The sequence below is a fragment of the Dongia sp. genome, from assembly GCF_041909655.1.
GTDB lineage: Bacteria > Pseudomonadota > Alphaproteobacteria > Dongiales > Dongiaceae > Dongia.
The window spans coordinates 33,356-51,853 of the sequence record NZ_JAYRDA010000003.1; the positions used below are offsets into that span (position 1 = coordinate 33,356).

Genomic DNA, 18,498 nt, shown 5'->3' on the forward strand with positions numbered 1-18,498 from the left:
CGATCACGTCGCTTTCTTCCGCCGCAGGAAGCCCACCACGACGATCAGTGCCACAAGAGCACCGCCGCCATAGAGCAGATACTTGACCGGGGAAGCGCCACGGTCTTCGGGCGCCGCGGCTTCCTCAGCCGGCGCTTCCGGTGCCGCGGCGGCGTCCGAGTCTGCGGCCGGTGCCGCCGCCTTGAGCTTGGCGGCAAGGGCCGCTTCCTTGGCGGGATCGATCCACCAGGCACCAAGGCCGACGCCATAAGTGGGTTCGGGCAGCTTTTCGGGGCGACCGAACTTGTCCCAATAGGCGATGCGCACCGCGCCCAGATGCCAATTCGGCACGACGTAGTAATTCCATTGCAGAATCCGGTCGAGGGCTTGGCAATAGGTGATGAGTTCGGCGCGTGTAGGAGCCGCGATCAGGCGCTCGACGAGATCGTCGATAACGGGATCCTTGAGCCCGATCTCGTTGCGCCCGCCGGGAAGATCGGCGGCGGCGGAACTCCAGAAATCCCGCTGCTCGTTACCCGGCGAGAGCGATTGCGGAATCACCGTCGAGATCAAATCGAAATCGTAATTCTCGTTGCGCTCCTGATATTGCGACGGATCGACCGACCGCAAGGTGAGCTTGATGCCGAGACGATCGAGGGATTTGGCATAGGGCTGCACGACTCGTTCGAAGAGATCGCCGGCCTGCAGCAGGAACTCGATTTCAAAGGGCTTGCCATCCTTGACCCGGTGGCCGTTCTCCAGCTTCCAGCCGGCTGCGTCCAGCAATTGCGCCGCTTCGGCGAGATTGTCGCGATTGCTGCCGGAACCATCGCTTTTGGGCGGCTGGTATTCGGTGGTGAAGACCTCGTCCGGAATCTTGCCGCGCAGGGGCTCCAGGATCTTCAGTTCCTCGGGCGAGGGCAGACCCTTGGCTTCCATCGGCGAGTTCTGGAAATAGCTGCGCGTGCGCTTGTAATGCCCGAAGAACAGCGTCTTGTTGGACCATTCGAAATCGAAAGCGAGGATCATCGCCTGGCGCACGCGCTTGTCCTGGAAAATGGGCCGGCGCAGATTGAGGACGAAACCCTGCATGCCTTGCGGGTTGTCGGTTTCGATCTGCTCCATCTTGAAGCGGCCATCGCGCAGGGCGGGAGAGTCGTAACCGGTTGCCCATTGCTTGGCAGAATTCTCGGCGCGGAGATCGAAGGCGCCGGATTTGAAGGCCTCCAAGGTCACCGTGGGATCGCGGTAGTAATCCGTGCGCACGAGATCGAAATTGTCGGTGCCGATATTGACCGGCAGATCCTTGCCCCAGTAATCCGGCACGCGCTCCATGGTGATCGAGCGGCCGGCCTCGAAGCTCTTCACCTTGTAGGGGCCGCTGCCCAAAGGAATGTCGAGCGAGGGTTCCTCGAAATTGCGCCCCTCCCAGTAATGTTTGGGGAGGACCGGCAACTGGCCCATGATCACGGGCAATTCGCGGTTGTTGCTGCTGGCGAAGGTGAACTTCACCTTCCGCGGCGAGAGAATTTCGGCCTTTTCGACATTGGCGTAGTAGTAGCGATAGAAGGGCGCCCCTTTCTCCTTCAGGCTGTTGAAGGAGAAGACGACGTCATCGGCCGTGATCGGCTTGCCGTCATGCCAGCGCGCCTCGGCACGCAGGTTGAAGACGATCCAGGAATTGTCGGGCGCCACCTCCATCGTTTCGGCGATGAGGCCGTATTCGCTCAAGCTGTCGTCATCGACCTGCATCGTCAGGCGCTCGACAAGGCCGGTCAGCGCCGCGGGATCGCCGCGCACGATGAATTCGTTGAAGCTGTCGAAACCGCCGATCGCCCCGTAGCGAATACTGCCGCCCTTGGGGGCGTCGGGATTGACGTAATCGAGATGCTTGAAATCGGGGCCGTATTTAGGGGCATCGCCCAGAGTAAGGGCGTGAGTCGTTTCACCGGATTGGGCGGCGGCGAGACCGGGGAGGGCGAGGCCAAGGACAAGAGTGGCGGCGACCAGCAACGACTTCATGAGCGGCTTTTCCCTGTTTCACACGGCTTCTTGCCCCAGAGCATATAGGAAGCCAGCCGCGGCTGGGAAGCGCCCCGGCGGCGAAAAAGCTGATAGGATAAAGAGATACCGGCCGATTCAGCCGTTCAGCAGGGCAATCGCCTGATCGAGCACGCGGCGGTCGCCGGCCGCCACCGCCTGATCGCCGGAATGGATGTCGAGGGCCCTGCCCTGCCAATCGGTAATGAAGGCGCCGGCCCCTTCGAGGACCGGGACCAGGGCCATGAAATCGTAGAGGCCGAGATTGCGTTCGACCACGAGATCGAGGAAGCCGCTGGCCACCACGCCGTATTGATAACAATCGCCACCGAAGGTCTGCGATTTCGTGGCCGTGGTGAGGGCATCGAGATGGCGGCGGAACGGGCCTTCGAACATCAGCGGCAGGGCGCAGGAGAAATAGGCATCCTTCAAGGCCGCACAGGCGCGCGGGCGGGCCGCTTCGCCGTTGAGCGTGGTCGGATGACCCGCAGCGCCCAGCCAGGTATCGCCCAGGATCGGCATGTCGATGATGCCGAGGATCGGCTTTCCGCCCTGGGCCAGCGCGATGAGGGTGCCGAACATCGGCCGGCCGGTGATGAAGGCGCGGGTGCCGTCCAGGGGATCGAGCACCCAGACGAATTCCGCGTCCGCGCGCTCAGACCCGAATTCTTCGCCGATGATGCCGTGATCGGGAAAGGCCTTGGCAATGGCCGCGCGCAGGGCCGCCTCGCATTCGCGATCGGCCTGCGTCACCGGGCTTTCATCGCTCTTGTCGAGGATCTCGACCCTGGTGCGGTAATAGCGCCGCAGGATCGGCCGGCTGATCTCGGTCAGCCCGCGGGCGACCGAGATGAATTCTGAAGCAACCGGCACGAAAGCGGCCGCGTCTTACTGCGGCAGCGCGATGGGCGAATCGGCCTGGTCGCGCAGCCAGCGGATGAGGGCGGCGCGTTCTTCCGGCTTCTTGATGCCGGCAAAGGTCATCTTGGTACCCGGCGCATAGGCCTTGGGATTGGTCAGGAACTTGTCGAGGTGATCGTAATCCCAGGTGATGTTGAGATTGGCAATGACGTCGGAATAGGCGAAGCCTTCCAGATGGGCGCTATGCCCGCCAACCACGTTCCACAGATTGGGACCGACCCGGTTCGGGCCGCCCTTTTCCGAGGTATGGCAGGTCTTGCACTTGGCAAAGGCCTTCTCGCCCAGGGCCGGATCGGCGCTGGCGATCAGCGGCAGGATGTCGACCGGGGCAGCGGCTTCCTGGACCGGCGCGGCGCCGGCGGCCGCTTCGCTGGGCTCGCCGGCCTCGGCGACGGCCGAACCAGAGGGCGTCCCATAAATCATGTGTGTTGCGATGCCGACCGAGAGCGTCAGCAATCCGCCGACCAGGACCGCAGCGGCGATCTTGTTGGCTTCCAAGGACATTCGTCATCCCTCATGGCTTGATCGCTCCGCTTCCGGAGCGTGGCTTTATGACGCCTCAGATCCTGCCAGCTCCGGGACAAACGTACCGGCCCTGCCCACCCCGATCCAAGGCGCCGAACAATTGGCGGTAAAGGGGTCAATTCGGCGCGGAATTTAACCGCTTCCGGTCCCGCTGTCCAATCTCTGAAGCATGCCCCGGCACGGAGGCCCAACGCGACAGGCTTATAAACTCAGGCTTGGTTTCCGGGCACTTAGCGGCATAATGTCGCGCCCTGGCCCGGGCCGGCGCGAAGCCGGGTCGGCAGGCTATACCAGCCATCTCTCCCAATTCGTGCCCGGAATCCCATGTCGCTCCCGCTTTCCCCCGTCATCCTGATCCCCGCCCGCCTGGCCTCGACCCGCCTTCCCGACAAGCCTTTGGCCGATATCCACGGGGCACCGATGATCGTCCATGTCTGGCGCCGGGCGGCCGAGGCGAAACTGGGCCCGGTCTATGTCGCCTGCGCCGAAGAGGCCATTGCCCGGGCCGTCAAGGCGGCGGGCGGCGAGGCCGTCCTTACCGATCCCAACCACCCTTCCGGCTCGGACCGGATCTTCGAGGCTCTGGGCAAGATCGATCCCGCCCGGCGTTTCGATGCGGTCATCAATGTGCAGGGCGATCTCCCCACCATCGATCCGGCCCTCATCCGCCGCGTGCTCGATCCGCTCCAGGATGCCGCCGTCGACATCGCGACCCTCGCCGTCGAGATCACGCGCGAGGAAGAGCGGCATGACCCCAATGTGGTGAAGGCCGTCGCGGCCTTCGGCAAGACAGGCATCGCGCGCGCGCTCTATTTCAGCCGCGCCACCGTGCCAGCCAATCCAGGCCCGCATTATCATCATATCGGTCTCTACGCCTATCGCCGCGCGGCGCTGGAACGCTTCGTCGCTTTGCCGCCGGGCCAGCTCGAGCAGCGCGAGAAGCTGGAGCAATTGCGCGCATTGGAGAACGGCATGCGCATTGACGTGGCGCGCGTTGACACCCTGCCGCTCGGTGTCGATACTCCGGCCGACCTCGACCGCGCCCGCGCCTTGCTGGCCCCCAAATCATAGAGAACATTGTGACCGCTGCCGCCCAGAACGCCATCGCCTTTCAAGGTCTGCCCGGGGCCTATTCCAATCTTGCCTGCCGCGCCGCTTTTCCCGGCATGGTGGCTTTGCCCTGCCCGTCCTTCGAGGACATGTTCGCGACCGTGCATGAAGGGCGGGCGCGTCTCGCCATGGTGCCGATCGAGAATTCGGTCGCGGGCCGTGTCGCCGACATCCATCATCTGCTGCCGGAATCGGGCCTTCATATCATCGGCGAGCATTTCCAGCGGGTGAATCACCAGCTCCTCGGCCTCAGGGGCGCCAAGCTCGGCGATATCAAGACCGCGTCCAGCCATATCCAGGCGCTGAGCCAGTGCCGCAACAATCTGCGCGCGCTCGGCATCAAGCCGGTGGTGCATGCCGATACCGCCGGGGCCGCCGCCGAGATCGCGACCAAGGGCGACAAATCGATGGCGGCCATCGCCTCGACCCTGGCCGCCGAGACCTATGGCCTCGAAATCCTCAAAGGCGACATGGAGGATGCCGAACACAACACCACGCGCTTCGTGGTGATGGCGAAGGAACCGATCGATCCCGATGCGGCGAAGGGACCGATCGTCACCAGCTTCGTCTTCCGCGTGCGGTCGGTGCCGGCGGCGCTCTACAAGGCGCTGGGCGGCTTCGCCACCAATGGCGTCAACATCACCAAGCTGGAGAGCTATATCCTCGACGGGCATTTCAGTTCGGCGCAATTCTATGCCGATATCGACGGCCATCCGGACCAGCGCCCGGTGCGCCTCGCCCTCGAAGAATTGTCGTTCTTCTCGCGCGAGGTCCGCATCCTCGGTGTCTATCCCGCCTCGCCCTTCCGGCAGGGGCAGAACTGAGCCCCCATCTGACTTCTACTTAGTCGGACTGAGAATCTTCGTGACCGTCAAACGCCGTTCCTCGCCGGCGCGGTCGCGGAAGGTGATGGATTGGCCGGCGCTGAGGCCGATGAGAGCCGCGCCGATCGGCGTCAGCACCGAGATCTTCCAGGCGGCGATGTCCTGGTCTTCCGGATAGACCAGGGTTACCTGGCGAACGATCCCTGTGGTGTCGTCGCGGTATTCGAGCGTCGTTCCCATGACAACGACGTCCTGGCCGATTTCATGTTCCGGCTGGATGCGCGCGCGCTCGAGCTCGCGCGTCAGATAATCGCCGACACCGGGCAGGTGCTCGTTGGCAAGCGCGAGATTGCTGAGGCGTTCGTGGTCGCGCTCGGAAATCGTGATGGCAGGCGGATTGGCGTGCCGGGACATGGCAAACACTCCTTGAAACAAAAAGCATATCTGCGCCGCTGTCAGCGGCGCGATTGAGGTGAAAATGAAAACAGACAAGCGCCGGCCCCCGGAATCGGGCGGCGCGATCGATCAGATCACGTGCCGGATCCGGGGCGGATGGCCCGTTTTGGTGCAACCCGCATGAAGCTGGGCGCTATCGGTGATGGATCGTTGAATCATGATGGAGAATAGATAGGCGGGTTGTGCCTGCTGTCAAGGATGGGCTGTCAAGGAGACAGCCGCGAGGTGATCGCCATATCCCGCACAAATGTTCAATCCATGCCGTCGGCGAACGCCTAGATTCCAGCATCGGCGGCAGGAACTGGAAACAAGCGATGTGGGAATTGGTGCTGACACTGGTGCCGTTTGCGATTTCGATGGCGGCGACACCGGGACCCAACAACGTGCTGGTGGCGGCGAGCGCCACGAATTTCGGCCTCAGGCGCACGCTTCCCAGCGTCTTCGGCGTGGTGCTGGGTTTCGGCCTGATGATCCTGCTGGTGGGATTGGGCCTGGGCCAGGTGCTGGAACGTTTTCCGCTGCTGCATACGGGCCTCAAATATGCGGGCGCCGCCTATCTTCTCTATCTCGCCTGGCGCATTGCGAACGCTGGTGGTGGGGCCACGGCCAGCGGTGGCGCAGCCGCGCGCGATACCAGCCGGCCGCCCAGCTTCATCGAAGGGGCCCTCTTTCAATGGGTCAATCCGAAAGCCTGGATCGTGGCACTGGGTGCCATCGCCACCTATACGGTGGCGGAGATAAGCCTCGCTTTGCAGGCCATGGTGATCGCCAGCGTCTTCGTCGTCGTGGCTCTGCCCTCGGTCGGTGCCTGGGCGTTGCTGGGGGCGGGTGCCGCCAGGTTCCTGCAGACGCCCCGGCGCCTGCGTGCCTTCAACCTCGCGATGGCAAGCCTGTTGATTTTCTCGATCGCGACCTTGTTCCTGTGAGGCGACCGCCGACGGCCGCGCGGCGCCGCGCTAGCCCTGACGGCGCCAGCGCTTGACGATCTCGGTAAGGTCCTCGGCCGTGAGCTGATCCTTTTGCCAGGCCGTGGCGAAGGGTGCTGTGCGGCTGTGCGGCTGGTGCTCGTCGGGCAGGCGATCGAAATCGATCCGGGTTGGGAGTGCCACGCCTTCGCCCACCGCGATCGCCTGGCCGTTGCGCAAGGACGGCAGCTCGCTCATCAAACCATGACTTGATTCCGGCAACGCAGCCGCCAGAAATTCCTGGTCCTTCTGGCTGGTCATGCGCAGCGCAAAGATCGTGCTGCATTGAGAAAGCACGGTGGTGGCAAGCTCCGACGGCCGCTGGCTGATGAGACAGAGCGAGACGCCGTATTTGCGGCCTTCCTTGGCGATGCGCGAAAGGGCGCGCTTGGTCGGTTCAAAGCCCGCGCGTTCATCCTCGGGCGCATAGCGGTGCGATTCCTCGCAAACCAGCAGGATGGGTGCCTTCTGTTCGTTCCAGAGCGCAAAATCGAAGCTCATGCGGCAGAGCAGCGAGACGACGACATTGAGAATTTCCGCCGGCACGCCTGAGGTATCGAGCACGGTGACCGGCTTGCCGGCGACGGGGATGCGGAACAGGCGGCCGAGGATCTTCGCCATGCTGTCGCGGGTGATGAGACCCTGCAGCGCAGCGCTGCCGCCGCCACCCGGAAACATGAAGGCAAGGCGACGGTCCTGCTGCATGTGTTGAAAGCGTTCCTTGATGCGGTGATAGGCCGCCATGTCGGCCGGCCGGTCGAGCTTGCCCAAAGCGGCATCGATGATCTTCGCCACGTCGGAAAGACGATAGGGCACCGGCGTGTCGATGGTGATGGCGAGGGCCGCTTCCGCATCGACGGCGACGTTGCGCTTCGCCTCGGTGACGATCTGATTGAGGATGACCGCATCGGCATCGGGCTGGGGCGAGCCGCTGCCGATCACCATCTCGCGCAATTCCTCGAAATTGAGCAGCCAGTAGGGAAGCTCCAGATCCTGCGGCGTCACCACCTCGGTCTGTCCCGGAAAGGCGCTGGCGTATTCGTTGTGGGGATCGAGGATGACGATATGCGCCGCCGGGTGCTGGCCCAGGATCGCGCGCAGAATCGTGGTGATGGCGCAGGATTTGCCGGCACCCGTGGTGCCGAGCACGGCAAAATGCTTGCCCAGGAGTTCCGCCGGCACGATCACCGCGGGGATGCTGGCATCCTGATGGAGCGAACCGATCCGCGCCCCTTCCTCCGCCCGGCCCGGCCGGGTGAAGACGCGCCGGAGATCGTCCTGCGATGCCTGGAGCAGCGGATCGTCGAGGGAGGGATAGGTGGCGACGCCGCGCTGGAAAGTCGCCTTGCCGTTCTGCCGGAGATCGATCTCGCCCACCACTTCAAGTTCGACCCGACGCAGCCCGCCGCCTTCGGCCCCCGGATTGTCGATGGCAAGTCCGGTGACAAAACCGAAGACAATGGAATTGGCCGTGGCGATCTTGATCAACTCGCCCACCCGCGGCGTCCGCTGGGCAACCGCGCCATCGAGAAGGCCGACGATGCGCGTGCCGGAAACGGCGATCACTCGACCGAAACGGGTGGTGGAATCCGTGGTCATGGAATCGGAAGTCATCACGTTCATGGCTGGCTATCCGCTCATTCTACCGGAAGGCCTCTTTGTCGTAACCCTTTGTCGGCAAAGCCACAACCTTATGTATTTAGGCATTATTTTCATAAAACACACAATGTTGTGCTTGCTGCAATGCGGTGTTATCAGCCGCGACATTGCAACAGGAATGAATACCGATCACCCCAATGGCCCGCCCCGCGCCCGACAATCGCAGCCTCAAGAATTTGCGCCTCACGCGCGAAGCCTTGCAAAAGCTTGCCAAATTGCATGTCGATTGGGTTGTGGGCCGGCCCATCGGCAAAAGGGCGATCCTGGAGAATTGCGATCTCCGCGGCCTCGATTTCAGCCACCTGAATTTCAGCGATGCGGTCTTCCTCAATTGCCGCTTCGACGGCGGCGAGGGACGCGGCGTCAAATTCGTCGGCGCCGTCCTGCGCGGGTCGAATTTCGACCGGGCCGATTTGACCAGTGCTGATTTCCAGCGGGCCGATCTCCGCAGCGTCTCGTTCCAGGACGCCAATATGGTGGATGCGAGCCTCGGCCGTTCCGACATTCGCCAGGACATCCACAGCGAAGGGGCAAGCTCGTTCAAGGGGGCCGTGCTGACCCGCGCCAATTTCGCCGATTCGAAATTGAAGAATGCCGATTTCTCCGGTGCCATCCTGGCCAAGACGAATCTTACCAACGCGGATCTGCGCGGTGCCTCGTTCCGTCATGCCGAGATGAACGAGGCGGTGATCAACGGGGCGCTGCTGGTGGACAGCGATTTCTCCGGCGCGGTGATCGACAAGGGCCTTGAAGGCAAGCTGGGCCTGGCTTGCGCCACGGTGACAAAGCTGAAAACGCTGGATGCCGGTCGTCTGGAGAAGATCCTGGCCGAGCATGAACGCTGGGTGCTGTCGCAAGGCGCCGAAGGGATGCGCGCCAATTTCGCCGGCCTCGATCTCACCGGTACCGATTTTTCGGGCCGCAATCTGGCGCTCGCCGATTTCAGCGGCGCGAAGCTCGCCGAGGCATGTTTCGACGGTGCCAGCCTGATGGCCGCGGTGTTCCAGAAAGCCAATATGCTGCGCGCCAAACTGTCGGCTGCGGATCTCCGCGGCGCCGATTTTCGCGAAGCGCATCAGCGCGATCTCGATCTCACCGATTCCAGGATCGGCGACCTTCCCGGCGTCGCCCTGAAGACGCGCGGCCTCGCGGCCTGATTACAGCCTGACCCAATCCTCGATCAGGCGACGCGAGATCGAATCCGCGCGCGGCAGGCGGAAATCATCGTTCTCGGGTGAATTGAGCAGATCGAGCCGGGTCATCCAGCGCGCGGCCTCGATCTCGCCATCCTGCAGATGGAAATCCTCGCTCTCGGCCTCGGCGGTGAAGCCCAGCATCAGCGAAGCCGGGAACGGCCAAGGCTGCGAGGCGAAATAGCGCACGTTGTGCACACGCAGGCCCACTTCCTCATAGACCTCGCGGATGACCGCATCTTCCAGGCTTTCCCCGGGCTCGACGAAACCGGCGAGGACCGAATGCATGCCGGGGGCCCACATCGTCTGGCGCGCCATCAGGATCTTGTTGCCGCAGGTGACGCGCATGATGACCGCGGGATCGGTGCGCGGGAATTGCACGGTCGAGCAATCGTGATTGGTGCATTGTCGCTGATGCCCGGCCGCCTTCACCTCGGTCCGCGCGCCGCAGGCACCGCAATAGCGGTGCCGCTGATGCCAATAGCTGAGGCCGCGCGCATAGGCGAGGAGCGCCCCTTCACGCTGCGGCATCAAGGCGCCGATGCTGCGCAATTCCTGAAATTCGCCCAGGGGTGCAATGCTGGCCTCGTCGAGGCCGGAGAGATCGAGGGCGAAATGCGCCACCTCGCCGTCGACGCCCAGCAGGATGATGGTATCGGCGCGCGAAACCAGATCGCCATGACGCGCCATGTCGAGCGCCATCGCGCGCGGAATACCGCCGTTTTCCGCATTCGCCTGGGTGACGTCATGGGCAATCAGGTGACGCAGGCGCCACAAGGGATAAAGCCGAGAATTGGGATCCTGCAGCCGCGCGCGCAGCCACAATTGATCCTCGCGCCGGCCGGCACTGCGATCGAAATCACCAGTCGCATAATAGAGGGTGTGCATCGATGAATAACGTGAAGGCTCGGGTTTCGGGCGTCACGCTCACTTGGGCGCCGCGGCTATTTTTATCAGGGCGGATTTATACAGGTATTGCCGCGTGAAGCGCCAGCGATGAGAATCTCCTGCCAGTCTTGCCTCATGATCCTTGCCTCATGATCCTTGCCTCGTGATCCTTGCGTCATAATTCTTGCATTATTTTGGGGTGTTGCATGATTGGCACCACACCCCATATCCTGCGCAGCCAGTCCATCCCGCCGAACCGTTAAGGTCTGGCAGGGGCAGATGTTTACCATTCCGAAATTGACCTTTCCGGCGGCGAGTCGGATCATGGTCCGGTCGACCCTGGCGTTGGATGCGCGCAAGCACAGAGCAGCCCAATGCACAGGGTGATCGAAAGCCTGATGAGAAATTTGATGACGGTACCCGTCGCCTATCTTGTCGGATATGGAGTCTTGCCATGTTAGTTTCACGTCGGCAGATACTCTCGACCTTGCCGGCCGGCGCGGGCCTTGCCGCCGCCGGCATGCTGTTGCTGAAGCCGGCCCGTGCCGCTGCCAGCGCCGGGTTCTCGTTCACGCCGCCTTTGGGCCGCTTCATCTATACGGTCACGCGCGACAACGATCCCATCGGTACGCAGAAGCTGGAGTTCACCGCCGAGAACGATGACGGTCTGCTGGTCGTGACCGATGTCGAGATCGATGTACGCATCCTCGGCCTCAGCTTCTATCGCTTCACGCAGCATATCGAGGAACGCTGGCAGGGCGGCGCGCTCCAAAGCCTGCTGTCGCAGACCAATGACGACGGCGAAGAGCGGCTGGTCGATCTCAAACGCGAAGGCGATCGCCTGAAGGGCCGCTACAACGACAAGACACGCGACGTTCCGGGCAGCCTCATCCCCAGCACGCTGTGGCACCCCGATGCCATCAAGCAGACCGAGGTGCTGGATACGGTGCGGGGTCGGGTGCATCAGGTCACGGTAACCGATAAGGGCCAGGTCGCCGTGGCATTGCCCATCGGCCAGCAGGATGCCCGCCGCTACGCCTTCACCGGCGAGCTCAACCGCGACGTCTGGTATGGCCCGGATGCGACCATTCTGGCCGCCGAAATGAAGGCCAAGGACGATTCCACCATCCGTCAGCAATTGCTCGACCGGGCCGCATAGGGCGAACTGCCGGCCAACGGGCTGAATTCTAAAGACATTTGCCGGTTGGCCGCGCGCGACAATTGATCTGTTGCACAAGGTGGGTGGGTTCTTGCTATAAGCTCGGCCGGGAGGTTGGCGGCGGACGTGCGTCTCGCCAACCCGGTCAGGTCCGGAAGGAAGCAGCCGTAACGAGTTTCCGTGCGGGTTGCTGTCCAGCCTCCCACCTTTCCAGCACCTTCCAGCAGCTGGTCACCAGGACGGCATCTGCGCTGCGCCTGCGGGTTATACTGGCCTTTGCCGGTGCTTTTTTGCTACCAAGCTAGCGTGATGATTCCCTTACCGGACCAGGTCCGCGCATGAGCGATACCGAGAGCCCAGTCGAAACGGCGGACGGGCATTACCGTGTGCTGGCGCGCAAGTATCGCCCGAGCGATTTTTCCGGCCTTGTCGGCCAGGAAGCCCTGGTCCGCACCCTTACCAATGCCATTGCGCAGAACCGCCTCGCCCATGGCTTCATGCTGACCGGCGTGCGCGGCGTCGGCAAGACCACGACCGCGCGCATCCTGGCCCGCGCCTTCAATTGCATCGGTGTCGACGGGCAGGGCGGACCCACGGCAAGTCCCTGCGGACAATGCGAGCATTGTGTCAGCATCGCCGAGGACCGCCATGTCGATGTGATCGAGATGGATGCGGCGAGCCGCACCGGTGTGGGCGACATCCGCGAATTGATCGAGGGCGTGCGCTACCGCCCAATTTCCGCGCGCTTCAAGATCTACATCATCGACGAAGTGCATATGCTCTCCAACAACGCCTTCAACGCCTTGTTGAAGACACTGGAAGAGCCGCCCGCCCATGTGAAATTCATCTTCGCCACCACCGAGATCCGCAAGGTACCGGTGACGGTCCTTTCGCGCTGCCAGCGTTTCGACTTGAGGCGCATCGAGGCCGATGTCCTGGCCGCGCATTTTGCGAAGATCGTCGCTGCCGAAAAGGTCGCGGTGGAACCGGGCGCCCTCGCCCTCGTCGCCCGTGCCGCCGACGGCTCGGCGCGCGACGGCCTCTCGCTGCTCGACCAGGCGATCGCCATGGCCGATGGTGCCGTCAGCGAAATCCAGGTCCGCGAGATGCTGGGTCTTTCAGACCGCACGCAGCTCTTCGATCTGTTCGAAGCGCTGATGGCTGGCGATGCGACCACCGCCCTCGATCTGCTCGGCACCATGTACCGCGCCGGCGCCGATCCGATCGTCGTGCTGCAGGATCTTCTCGATCTCACCCATCTCCTCACTCGCGCCAAAATCTCGCCCGAGGTCCTGGCACAGCCCACCTTGCCGGAAGCCGAGAAGAAGCGTGGCGCCGATCTTTCCGCGCGCCTGGCCATGCCGGTTCTGGCGCGGACCTGGCAGATGCTGCTGAAGGGTCTCACCGAAGCGCAAAACGCACCGCAGACTTTGGCCGCGGTCGAGATGGCGCTCATCCGCCTGATGTATGTGGCCGATCTGCCGAGCCCGGCGGATCTGGTGAAAAGACTGACTGCCGGCGGCATGCCGGCCGCAGCGGCGCCATCCACCCCGGGGCAGCCCGGCACGGCACCGCGCGGCAATGGCAATGCCGGAAATGGCAACGGGAGCGCCACCAGTGCTGTCGCCGGCAGCTATGTCGGCAGCGGCGGCAATGACGGCCCGCGCGCCTTGATGCGGGCGGAAACAGCACCGCAAGTAAATCCCCAGGCAAATCCGCAGGCCGCAAACCCGCAGGCCAATGTGCTGGCCGATCCGCGCAGCTTCGACGACGTGGTGGCGCTGGTGCGCGCGAAGCGCGAGGGGATCCTGCTCGCCCATCTGCTTTCCGACGTGCATCTGGTTCATTTCGAGCCGGGACGCATCGAGTTCCGCCCGGGCGAACGCGCGCCCTCCAGCTTGGCCAATCGCCTGGCCGGCTGCCTCAACGAATGGACCGGTCGGCGCTGGCTGGTCTCGCTCTCAAATGCGGCGGGCGAGGCGACGCTCAAAGAACAGGCGGCGGCCATCGTCGCCGAGAAAAAGCGCCAGGCGGGGGAACATCCGCTGGTCCAGGCGGTTCTGAAAGCCTTTCCCGGCGCCAGCATCGAAACCGTGCGCGATCTGGAAGCGGAGGCTGCACCCGTTGCCGGCGCCGCTGGCGATCCTGGTGGCGATTCTGGTGGCGGCGATCCTGAATTTTCGAGTGGAGACGACGAATCATGAAGAATCTCGGGGCGATGATGAAGCAGGCCCAGCAGATGCAGTCGAAGATGGCCGAGATGCAGGCAGCGCTCGAACAGGCCGAAGTGACCGGGCAATCAGGCGGCGGCATGATCCAGATCGTCATGACGGCCAAGGGCGAACCCAAACGCGTCAAGATCGATCCCAGCCTGGTCAACCCGGCCGAGGTGGAAGTGCTGGAGGACCTGATCGCGGCGGCCCTGCGCGATGCCCGCGCCAAGGCCGATGCCCATGTCGCCGAGGAAATGGCAAAGGTGACCGGCGGCATGTCCCTGCCCGCGGGCTTCAAGCTGCCGTTTTGAGTGAAGCCAGCCGCCTTTCAAACGCGCTGACAGCGCCATGAACGATATCGAGAAACTCATCCAGATCATGGGGCGGCTGCCGGGGCTGGGACCGCGTTCGGCGCGGCGCGCGGTCTTGCATCTGATGAAGAAGCGCGAGGCCTTGCTGCAGCCGCTCATCGGCGCCATGCAGGATGTGAGCGCCCATGTGAAGACCTGTACTGTCTGCGGCAATCTCGATGCCAGCGACCCCTGCGCAATCTGCCGCGATGGGGGCCGCGATCAGACGATTCTCTGCGTTGTCGCCGATGTCGGCGATCTCTGGGCGCTGGAGCGCATCGCCACCTTCAAGGGCCGCTATCATGTGCTGGGAGGCGTGCTCTCGGCGCTCGACGGTATCGGGCCGGAGCAATTGTCGATTGCCGGCCTGCTGCGCCGGGTCGAGGCCGGCGGTGTCAAGGAATTGATCCTCGCTTTGGGTGCCACCGTCGACGGCCAGACCACCGCGCATTATCTCGCCGACCGCCTGCAGCCCTACAACCTCGCCATCTCGCGCCTCGCTCATGGCGTGCCGGTGGGCGGCGAGCTCGATTATCTTGATGACGGCACGCTCATCCAGGCATTGAAGGCGCGGCAGAAACTTTAGCCGCCCCATCTGTGAGCGATCTCACAGCTTTGTGACGTGGACATCTTGAGGCTGCCGGGCGCGCGTCATAGTCTTGCCGCAATCGGTCACCAGTTTTGCATTTGCTCGATTATTGGTCGCCCTCTCCCCGGCGACCATCTTTCAAGGGGTCAATCACATGCGTTCCATTCTTTTCGCCGGCACTGCGCTTGCCTTGGCGCTTTCCTCGCAAATTGCCGCGGCCGAAACCGCCGTCACCACCGACGCGCAGACCGGTATCGCCGTCACGATCTACAACCAGGATCTGGCGCTCATCCGCGATTCCCGGACCGTGCCGGTCTCGGTCGGCGAGAACGACCTCGCTTTCATCGACGTGGCGGCCGGGATCCGGCCGGAAACGGCGCTGATGAATTCCGCCGGCAATGCGCTCGACATCCTGGAGCAGAATTTCGATTTCGATCTGCTGACGCCGGAGAAGCTGCTGGAGAAATCGGTGGGCGAGACGATCCGCGTCGTCCGCACCAATCCCACCACCGGCGAGGACACGACCGAAGAGGCCGAGGTGCTGTCGGTGGCCGGCGGCCAGGCGGTGCTCAAGATCGGCGACCGCATCGAAACGGCGATCCCAGGCCGCCTGGTCTATAGCGGCGTTCCAAGCAATCTCCGCGCACGCCCGACTCTGGTGGTGAAGGCCGACAGCGATGCCGGCGGCAATGTCGCCGTCGATCTTTCCTATCTCACCCGCGGCCTGTCCTGGAGTGCCGATTACGTGCTGGACCTTTCCCCGGATGAAAAGACCGTGGCGCTCAACGGCTGGGTGACGCTCACCAATCAAAGCGGCATCGCCTACAACAATGCCAAGCTGCAATTGGTGGCGGGTGACGTCAACCAGGTGCAGGAATACTTCCAGCGCGACGTGATGGCGGGTGCCGCCATGCAGGAAGCCATGCCCGCACCCAAGATGGTGCAGGAAGCCGCCTTCGAATATCACCTTTATTCGCTGGCGCGACCGACCACGCTCAAAGAGAACCAGACCAAGCAGGTGGCGATGCTGGCCGCCGTCGACGTGCCGGTGGAGAAGCAATATCTGCTGGCCAACAGCGCCAATGTCTGGGGCAATTACGGTTTCAATTTCGGCGAGGCGCCGCGCCAGAACGCGACCGTGAAGCTGAAATTCAAGAACGAGGAAGCAGCGCATCTGGGCATGCCGCTGCCCGGCGGCATCATCCGCGTCTACAAGAAGGACAGCGATGGCGACGCGCTCTTCGTCGGCGAGGACCGCATCGAGCACACGCCGAAGAACGAGCGGGTCGATCTCACTTTGGGTCAGGCTTTCGACATCACCGCGCGTGCCAAGCAGACAACCCACGCCCGTCTGGCGGACAATCTCTACGAGAACGCCTATGAGATCGAAATCAAGAATGCGAAGCCCGAGGCGGTGATCGTCGATCTGCGCGAGGCCATTCCCGGCGAATGGGAGATCCTCGATGAATCGCAAAAGAGCGAGAAGCTCGACGCCAACACCGCCGCCTGGAAAATCGAGGTGCCGGCGGAAGGTAGTGCGACCTTGAAGTACAAGGTCCGGACCAAGTTCTGATCAAAGCGGCTTTCTGAGGCGCAGGGAATCCTCGGCGAAACCCTGCGCCGCATAGAAGCGCCGGGCGGTGCCGTTGCTGGCAAAGACATCCAGCACCAGCGCCGGATAGTTCCACTCTTTCGCCCAAGCTTCGGCCGCCGCCATCAGCGCGCGGCCGATGCCTTTTCCGCCGGCAGATTCGGCAACGGCGATGATCGAGACATAGCCAAGCGCCACGCCCAGCACGTCGTCTTGCGTTTCCGTGAGATGGACGTAGCCGAGGATCGTCTCGGCGGAATCCACCGCGACGATGATGGTGGCGGCGGAATCATCAAGCGCGCGGGCCGTGAAGGCCGCCTGGAACCGCGCGAAATCGGCCTGTGCCGCGCCGGGAAGCTCTGCTTCGCCGATCAGCCGCGCATCGAAACTGCGAAGGCGCGGATGATCGGCGGATTTGGCCTGGCGAAGTGTGAAGCTGTCTTGGATCATGACGGAGAAGCCAATCCCCTCACCCGGATCGGGTGAGGGGATTTTGGTCGCTTACGCCGCCTTCTTGGCCAGGTGTTCCTGGGCCAGGACTTCGGCGATCTGCACGGCGTTCAAGGCAGCGCCCTTGCGGAGATTGTCCGACACCACCCACATGGCGAGGCCGTGCTTCACGGTGGGGTCCTTGCGGATGCGGCTGACGAAGACATCGTCCTCGCCGGCGCATTCCAGCGGCGTCACATAACCTTCATCGGCGCGGTGATCGATCACGGTAATGCCCTTGAAGGCGCGCAAGGCGGCGCGCGCGTTCTCGACGCTCATCTCGCTCTCGAACTCGATATTGACCGCTTCCGAATGGCCGATGAAGACCGGCACGCGCACGCAGGTCGCGATGACCTCGATGTTGGAATCGAGGATCTTCTTGGTCTCGACCACCATCTTCCATTCTTCCTTGGTGGCGCCATCCTGCATGAAGCTGTCGATATGCGGGATCACGTTGAAGGCGATCTGCTTGGTGAACTTGGTGCGTTCCGGCTGCTGGTTCATGTAGACGCCGCGGGTCTGGTTAAAAAGCTCATCCATCCCTTCCTTGCCGGCGCCGGAAACCGATTGATAGGTCGCCACCACGACGCGCTTGATCCTGGCGACGTCATGGAGCGGCTTCAACGCCACCAGCATCTGGATGGTCGAGCAATTCGGGTTGGCGATGATGCCCTTCTTCTTGTAACCGGCGATCGCCTGGGGGTTCACTTCCGGCACCACCAGCGGCACATCCGGATCCATGCGGAAATGGCTGGTATTGTCGATCACCACGGCGCCCGCCGCGGCGGCCTTCGGCGCGAACACGGCCGAGACCTTGGCGCCCGGCGAAGAGAGGACGATGTCGATGCCCTTGAAGTCGAAGGTGTCGAGGCGCTGGACCTTCAGCACCTGATCTTCGCCAAACGAGACCTCGGCACCCGCCGAGCGCTCGGAGGCCAATGGAATGACATCATCGACCGGAAACTGACGCTCGGACAGGATCTGCAGGATTTCCCGACCGACATTGCCCGTGGCACCCACCACGGCGACGCGATAACCCATGATAGCCTCACTCTTCCTTGTGTCTTGGCGCATCGCCTTTGGCACATTGGCCGAGGCATCACGCCGGTCTAAAAACGCCCAAAACAAAAAAGGCCGCATCTGGATGCGGCCTTGTGGTCTTTCGATCTCCACCCAATGGCCGCGCGTCAACTCCCGGTTTTTTTGGTACCGGTGGTCTTGGTCGCGGTGGTGGTCATGGCGATATGGTCGGCGGCGGCACTGGCCGCTTCCGTCATCTCCGCCGTCACCTGACACACCAAAGCGCGCATGGGTTCGATCCTGAAAGCGACGGGTGGCGAAACGATTGCCGTACCCGTCGGAACGCGCCCTTTATACCGCGAAAGGACGGTTTGTCGAGAGCCCTCGCGCGAGATTCTCCGCTGGCTCACATTTGAAATTTTATTGCCATTGTCCATGAAGTCAAAGGTGAAGCTCCACTAAGGCTCTGAATGGCTGGAGGATTTGCGGCCATACCCCCCGAGCGACCTGCAACACGCCCGTGCTTC

Annotated in this window: 18 protein-coding genes and 1 other RNA gene; 10 read left to right on the forward strand and 9 right to left on the reverse strand. The window is 63.0% G+C overall.

Going from position 1 to position 18,498, the window contains the following annotated elements; genetic code table 11:
- Window positions 1-3: 3 nt before the first annotated feature.
- The 3 genes from ACE3PR_RS06365 to ACE3PR_RS06375 all read right to left on the reverse strand — a co-directional run bounded on the left by ACE3PR_RS06365 (window position 4) and on the right by ACE3PR_RS06375 (window position 3,444).
- Window positions 4-2,001: an extracellular solute-binding protein gene (locus tag ACE3PR_RS06365; RefSeq protein WP_374369399.1), complete on the reverse strand. Its 1,998-nt coding sequence runs from the start codon at window positions 1,999-2,001 to the stop codon at window positions 4-6.
- Between the two features lie 117 nt (window positions 2,002-2,118).
- Entirely contained in the window at window positions 2,119-2,892 is a 774-nt protein-coding gene (locus ACE3PR_RS06370; protein WP_374369401.1) for an inositol monophosphatase family protein, read from the reverse strand.
- 15 nt (window positions 2,893-2,907) lie between these two features.
- A complete protein-coding gene (locus ACE3PR_RS06375; protein WP_374369403.1) occupies window positions 2,908-3,444 on the reverse strand; it encodes a cytochrome c family protein in 537 nt (178 codons plus the stop codon).
- A gap of 345 nt (window positions 3,445-3,789) precedes the next feature.
- Here ACE3PR_RS06375 and ACE3PR_RS06380 point away from each other — a divergent pair, with 345 nt between their 5' ends.
- Both ACE3PR_RS06380 and ACE3PR_RS06385 read left to right on the forward strand, forming a co-directional pair.
- Window positions 3,790-4,536: a 3-deoxy-manno-octulosonate cytidylyltransferase gene (locus tag ACE3PR_RS06380; RefSeq protein WP_374369406.1), complete on the forward strand. Its 747-nt coding sequence runs from the start codon at window positions 3,790-3,792 to the stop codon at window positions 4,534-4,536.
- 8 nt (window positions 4,537-4,544) lie between these two features.
- The gene (locus tag ACE3PR_RS06385; RefSeq protein WP_374369408.1) at window positions 4,545-5,399 is read left to right on the forward strand and encodes a prephenate dehydratase; all 855 of its coding nucleotides are present in this window, start codon (window positions 4,545-4,547) and stop codon (window positions 5,397-5,399) included.
- A gap of 15 nt (window positions 5,400-5,414) precedes the next feature.
- Here the strand turns inward: ACE3PR_RS06385 and rnk are convergent, their stop codons facing one another.
- The gene (gene rnk, locus ACE3PR_RS06390) at window positions 5,415-5,813 is read right to left on the reverse strand and encodes a nucleoside diphosphate kinase regulator (protein ID WP_374369410.1); all 399 of its coding nucleotides are present in this window, start codon (window positions 5,811-5,813) and stop codon (window positions 5,415-5,417) included.
- A gap of 356 nt (window positions 5,814-6,169) precedes the next feature.
- Between rnk and ACE3PR_RS06395 the strand changes: the two genes are divergently transcribed.
- On the forward strand, window positions 6,170-6,781 hold the full coding sequence (locus ACE3PR_RS06395) for a LysE family translocator (protein WP_374369412.1): 612 nt from the start codon (window positions 6,170-6,172) through the stop codon (window positions 6,779-6,781).
- A 30-nt stretch (window positions 6,782-6,811) separates the two neighbouring features.
- Here ACE3PR_RS06395 and ACE3PR_RS06400 read toward each other — a convergent pair whose 3' ends face one another.
- On the reverse strand, window positions 6,812-8,443 hold the full coding sequence (locus ACE3PR_RS06400) for an ATP-binding protein (RefSeq protein ID WP_374369414.1): 1,632 nt from the start codon (window positions 8,441-8,443) through the stop codon (window positions 6,812-6,814).
- 173 nt (window positions 8,444-8,616) lie between these two features.
- Here ACE3PR_RS06400 and ACE3PR_RS06405 point away from each other — a divergent pair, with 173 nt between their 5' ends.
- The gene (locus tag ACE3PR_RS06405) at window positions 8,617-9,636 is read left to right on the forward strand and encodes a pentapeptide repeat-containing protein (RefSeq protein ID WP_374369416.1); all 1,020 of its coding nucleotides are present in this window, start codon (window positions 8,617-8,619) and stop codon (window positions 9,634-9,636) included.
- Here the strand turns inward: ACE3PR_RS06405 and nudC are convergent, their stop codons facing one another.
- The gene (gene nudC / locus ACE3PR_RS06410; RefSeq protein ID WP_374369418.1) at window positions 9,637-10,560 is read right to left on the reverse strand and encodes an NAD(+) diphosphatase; all 924 of its coding nucleotides are present in this window, start codon (window positions 10,558-10,560) and stop codon (window positions 9,637-9,639) included.
- A gap of 454 nt (window positions 10,561-11,014) precedes the next feature.
- Between nudC and ACE3PR_RS06415 the strand changes: the two genes are divergently transcribed.
- The 6 genes from ACE3PR_RS06415 to ACE3PR_RS06440 all read left to right on the forward strand — a co-directional run bounded on the left by ACE3PR_RS06415 (window position 11,015) and on the right by ACE3PR_RS06440 (window position 16,444).
- A complete protein-coding gene (locus ACE3PR_RS06415; protein ID WP_374369420.1) occupies window positions 11,015-11,719 on the forward strand; it encodes a DUF6134 family protein in 705 nt (234 codons plus the stop codon).
- A gap of 108 nt (window positions 11,720-11,827) precedes the next feature.
- Window positions 11,828-11,926, forward strand: an RNA gene (ffs, locus tag ACE3PR_RS06420) — signal recognition particle sRNA small type.
- 131 nt (window positions 11,927-12,057) lie between these two features.
- Window positions 12,058-13,923: a DNA polymerase III subunit gamma/tau gene (locus ACE3PR_RS06425; RefSeq protein WP_374369422.1), complete on the forward strand. Its 1,866-nt coding sequence runs from the start codon at window positions 12,058-12,060 to the stop codon at window positions 13,921-13,923.
- Window positions 13,920-14,243, forward strand: a complete 324-nt coding sequence (locus ACE3PR_RS06430; RefSeq protein ID WP_374369424.1) for a YbaB/EbfC family nucleoid-associated protein — start codon at window positions 13,920-13,922, stop codon at window positions 14,241-14,243. Before ACE3PR_RS06425 ends, ACE3PR_RS06430 begins: the two co-directional genes overlap by 4 nt.
- 37 nt (window positions 14,244-14,280) lie before the next feature.
- Window positions 14,281-14,868, forward strand: a complete 588-nt coding sequence (gene recR, locus ACE3PR_RS06435; protein ID WP_374369426.1) for a recombination mediator RecR — start codon at window positions 14,281-14,283, stop codon at window positions 14,866-14,868.
- A gap of 157 nt (window positions 14,869-15,025) precedes the next feature.
- The gene (locus tag ACE3PR_RS06440; RefSeq protein WP_374369428.1) at window positions 15,026-16,444 is read left to right on the forward strand and encodes a DUF4139 domain-containing protein; all 1,419 of its coding nucleotides are present in this window, start codon (window positions 15,026-15,028) and stop codon (window positions 16,442-16,444) included.
- Here ACE3PR_RS06440 and ACE3PR_RS06445 read toward each other — a convergent pair whose 3' ends face one another.
- The 3 genes from ACE3PR_RS06445 to ACE3PR_RS06455 all read right to left on the reverse strand — a co-directional run bounded on the left by ACE3PR_RS06445 (window position 16,445) and on the right by ACE3PR_RS06455 (window position 18,261).
- Window positions 16,445-16,912 (reverse strand): GNAT family N-acetyltransferase, encoded by a 468-nt coding sequence (locus tag ACE3PR_RS06445; protein WP_374369430.1) that lies wholly within the window; start codon window positions 16,910-16,912, stop codon window positions 16,445-16,447.
- Between the two features lie 51 nt (window positions 16,913-16,963).
- Entirely contained in the window at window positions 16,964-17,992 is a 1,029-nt protein-coding gene (locus tag ACE3PR_RS06450; RefSeq protein ID WP_374369432.1) for an aspartate-semialdehyde dehydrogenase, read from the reverse strand.
- Window positions 17,993-18,138: 146 nt separating this feature from the next.
- Entirely contained in the window at window positions 18,139-18,261 is a 123-nt protein-coding gene (locus ACE3PR_RS06455; RefSeq protein ID WP_374369434.1) for a hypothetical protein, read from the reverse strand.
- Between the last annotated feature and the right edge of the window lie 237 nt (window positions 18,262-18,498).

What these genes read in the sequence shown, in the direction of transcription:
- ACE3PR_RS06365 (WP_374369399.1), bottom strand. Translation starts at nt 2,001, where the DNA reads ATGAAGTCGTTGCTGGTCGCCGCCACTCTTGTCCTTGGCCTCGCCCTC.
- ACE3PR_RS06375 (WP_374369403.1), bottom strand. Translation starts at nt 3,444, where the DNA reads ATGTCCTTGGAAGCCAACAAGATCGCCGCTGCGGTCCTGGTCGGCGGA.
- ACE3PR_RS06380 (WP_374369406.1), top strand. Translation starts at nt 3,790, where the DNA reads ATGTCGCTCCCGCTTTCCCCCGTCATCCTGATCCCCGCCCGCCTGGCC.
- rnk (WP_374369410.1), bottom strand. Translation starts at nt 5,813, where the DNA reads ATGTCCCGGCACGCCAATCCGCCTGCCATCACGATTTCCGAGCGCGAC.
- ACE3PR_RS06395 (WP_374369412.1), top strand. Translation starts at nt 6,170, where the DNA reads ATGTGGGAATTGGTGCTGACACTGGTGCCGTTTGCGATTTCGATGGCG.
- ACE3PR_RS06400 (WP_374369414.1), bottom strand. Translation starts at nt 8,443, where the DNA reads ATGAACGTGATGACTTCCGATTCCATGACCACGGATTCCACCACCCGT.
- ACE3PR_RS06405 (WP_374369416.1), top strand. Translation starts at nt 8,617, where the DNA reads ATGGCCCGCCCCGCGCCCGACAATCGCAGCCTCAAGAATTTGCGCCTC.
- nudC (WP_374369418.1), bottom strand. Translation starts at nt 10,560, where the DNA reads ATGCACACCCTCTATTATGCGACTGGTGATTTCGATCGCAGTGCCGGC.
- ACE3PR_RS06415 (WP_374369420.1), top strand. Translation starts at nt 11,015, where the DNA reads ATGTTAGTTTCACGTCGGCAGATACTCTCGACCTTGCCGGCCGGCGCG.
- ACE3PR_RS06425 (WP_374369422.1), top strand. Translation starts at nt 12,058, where the DNA reads ATGAGCGATACCGAGAGCCCAGTCGAAACGGCGGACGGGCATTACCGT.
- ACE3PR_RS06430 (WP_374369424.1), top strand. Translation starts at nt 13,920, where the DNA reads ATGAAGAATCTCGGGGCGATGATGAAGCAGGCCCAGCAGATGCAGTCG.
- recR (WP_374369426.1), top strand. Translation starts at nt 14,281, where the DNA reads ATGAACGATATCGAGAAACTCATCCAGATCATGGGGCGGCTGCCGGGG.
- ACE3PR_RS06440 (WP_374369428.1), top strand. Translation starts at nt 15,026, where the DNA reads ATGCGTTCCATTCTTTTCGCCGGCACTGCGCTTGCCTTGGCGCTTTCC.
- ACE3PR_RS06445 (WP_374369430.1), bottom strand. Translation starts at nt 16,912, where the DNA reads ATGATCCAAGACAGCTTCACACTTCGCCAGGCCAAATCCGCCGATCAT.
- ACE3PR_RS06450 (WP_374369432.1), bottom strand. Translation starts at nt 17,992, where the DNA reads ATGGGTTATCGCGTCGCCGTGGTGGGTGCCACGGGCAATGTCGGTCGG.
- ACE3PR_RS06455 (WP_374369434.1), bottom strand. Translation starts at nt 18,261, where the DNA reads ATGCGCGCTTTGGTGTGTCAGGTGACGGCGGAGATGACGGAAGCGGCC.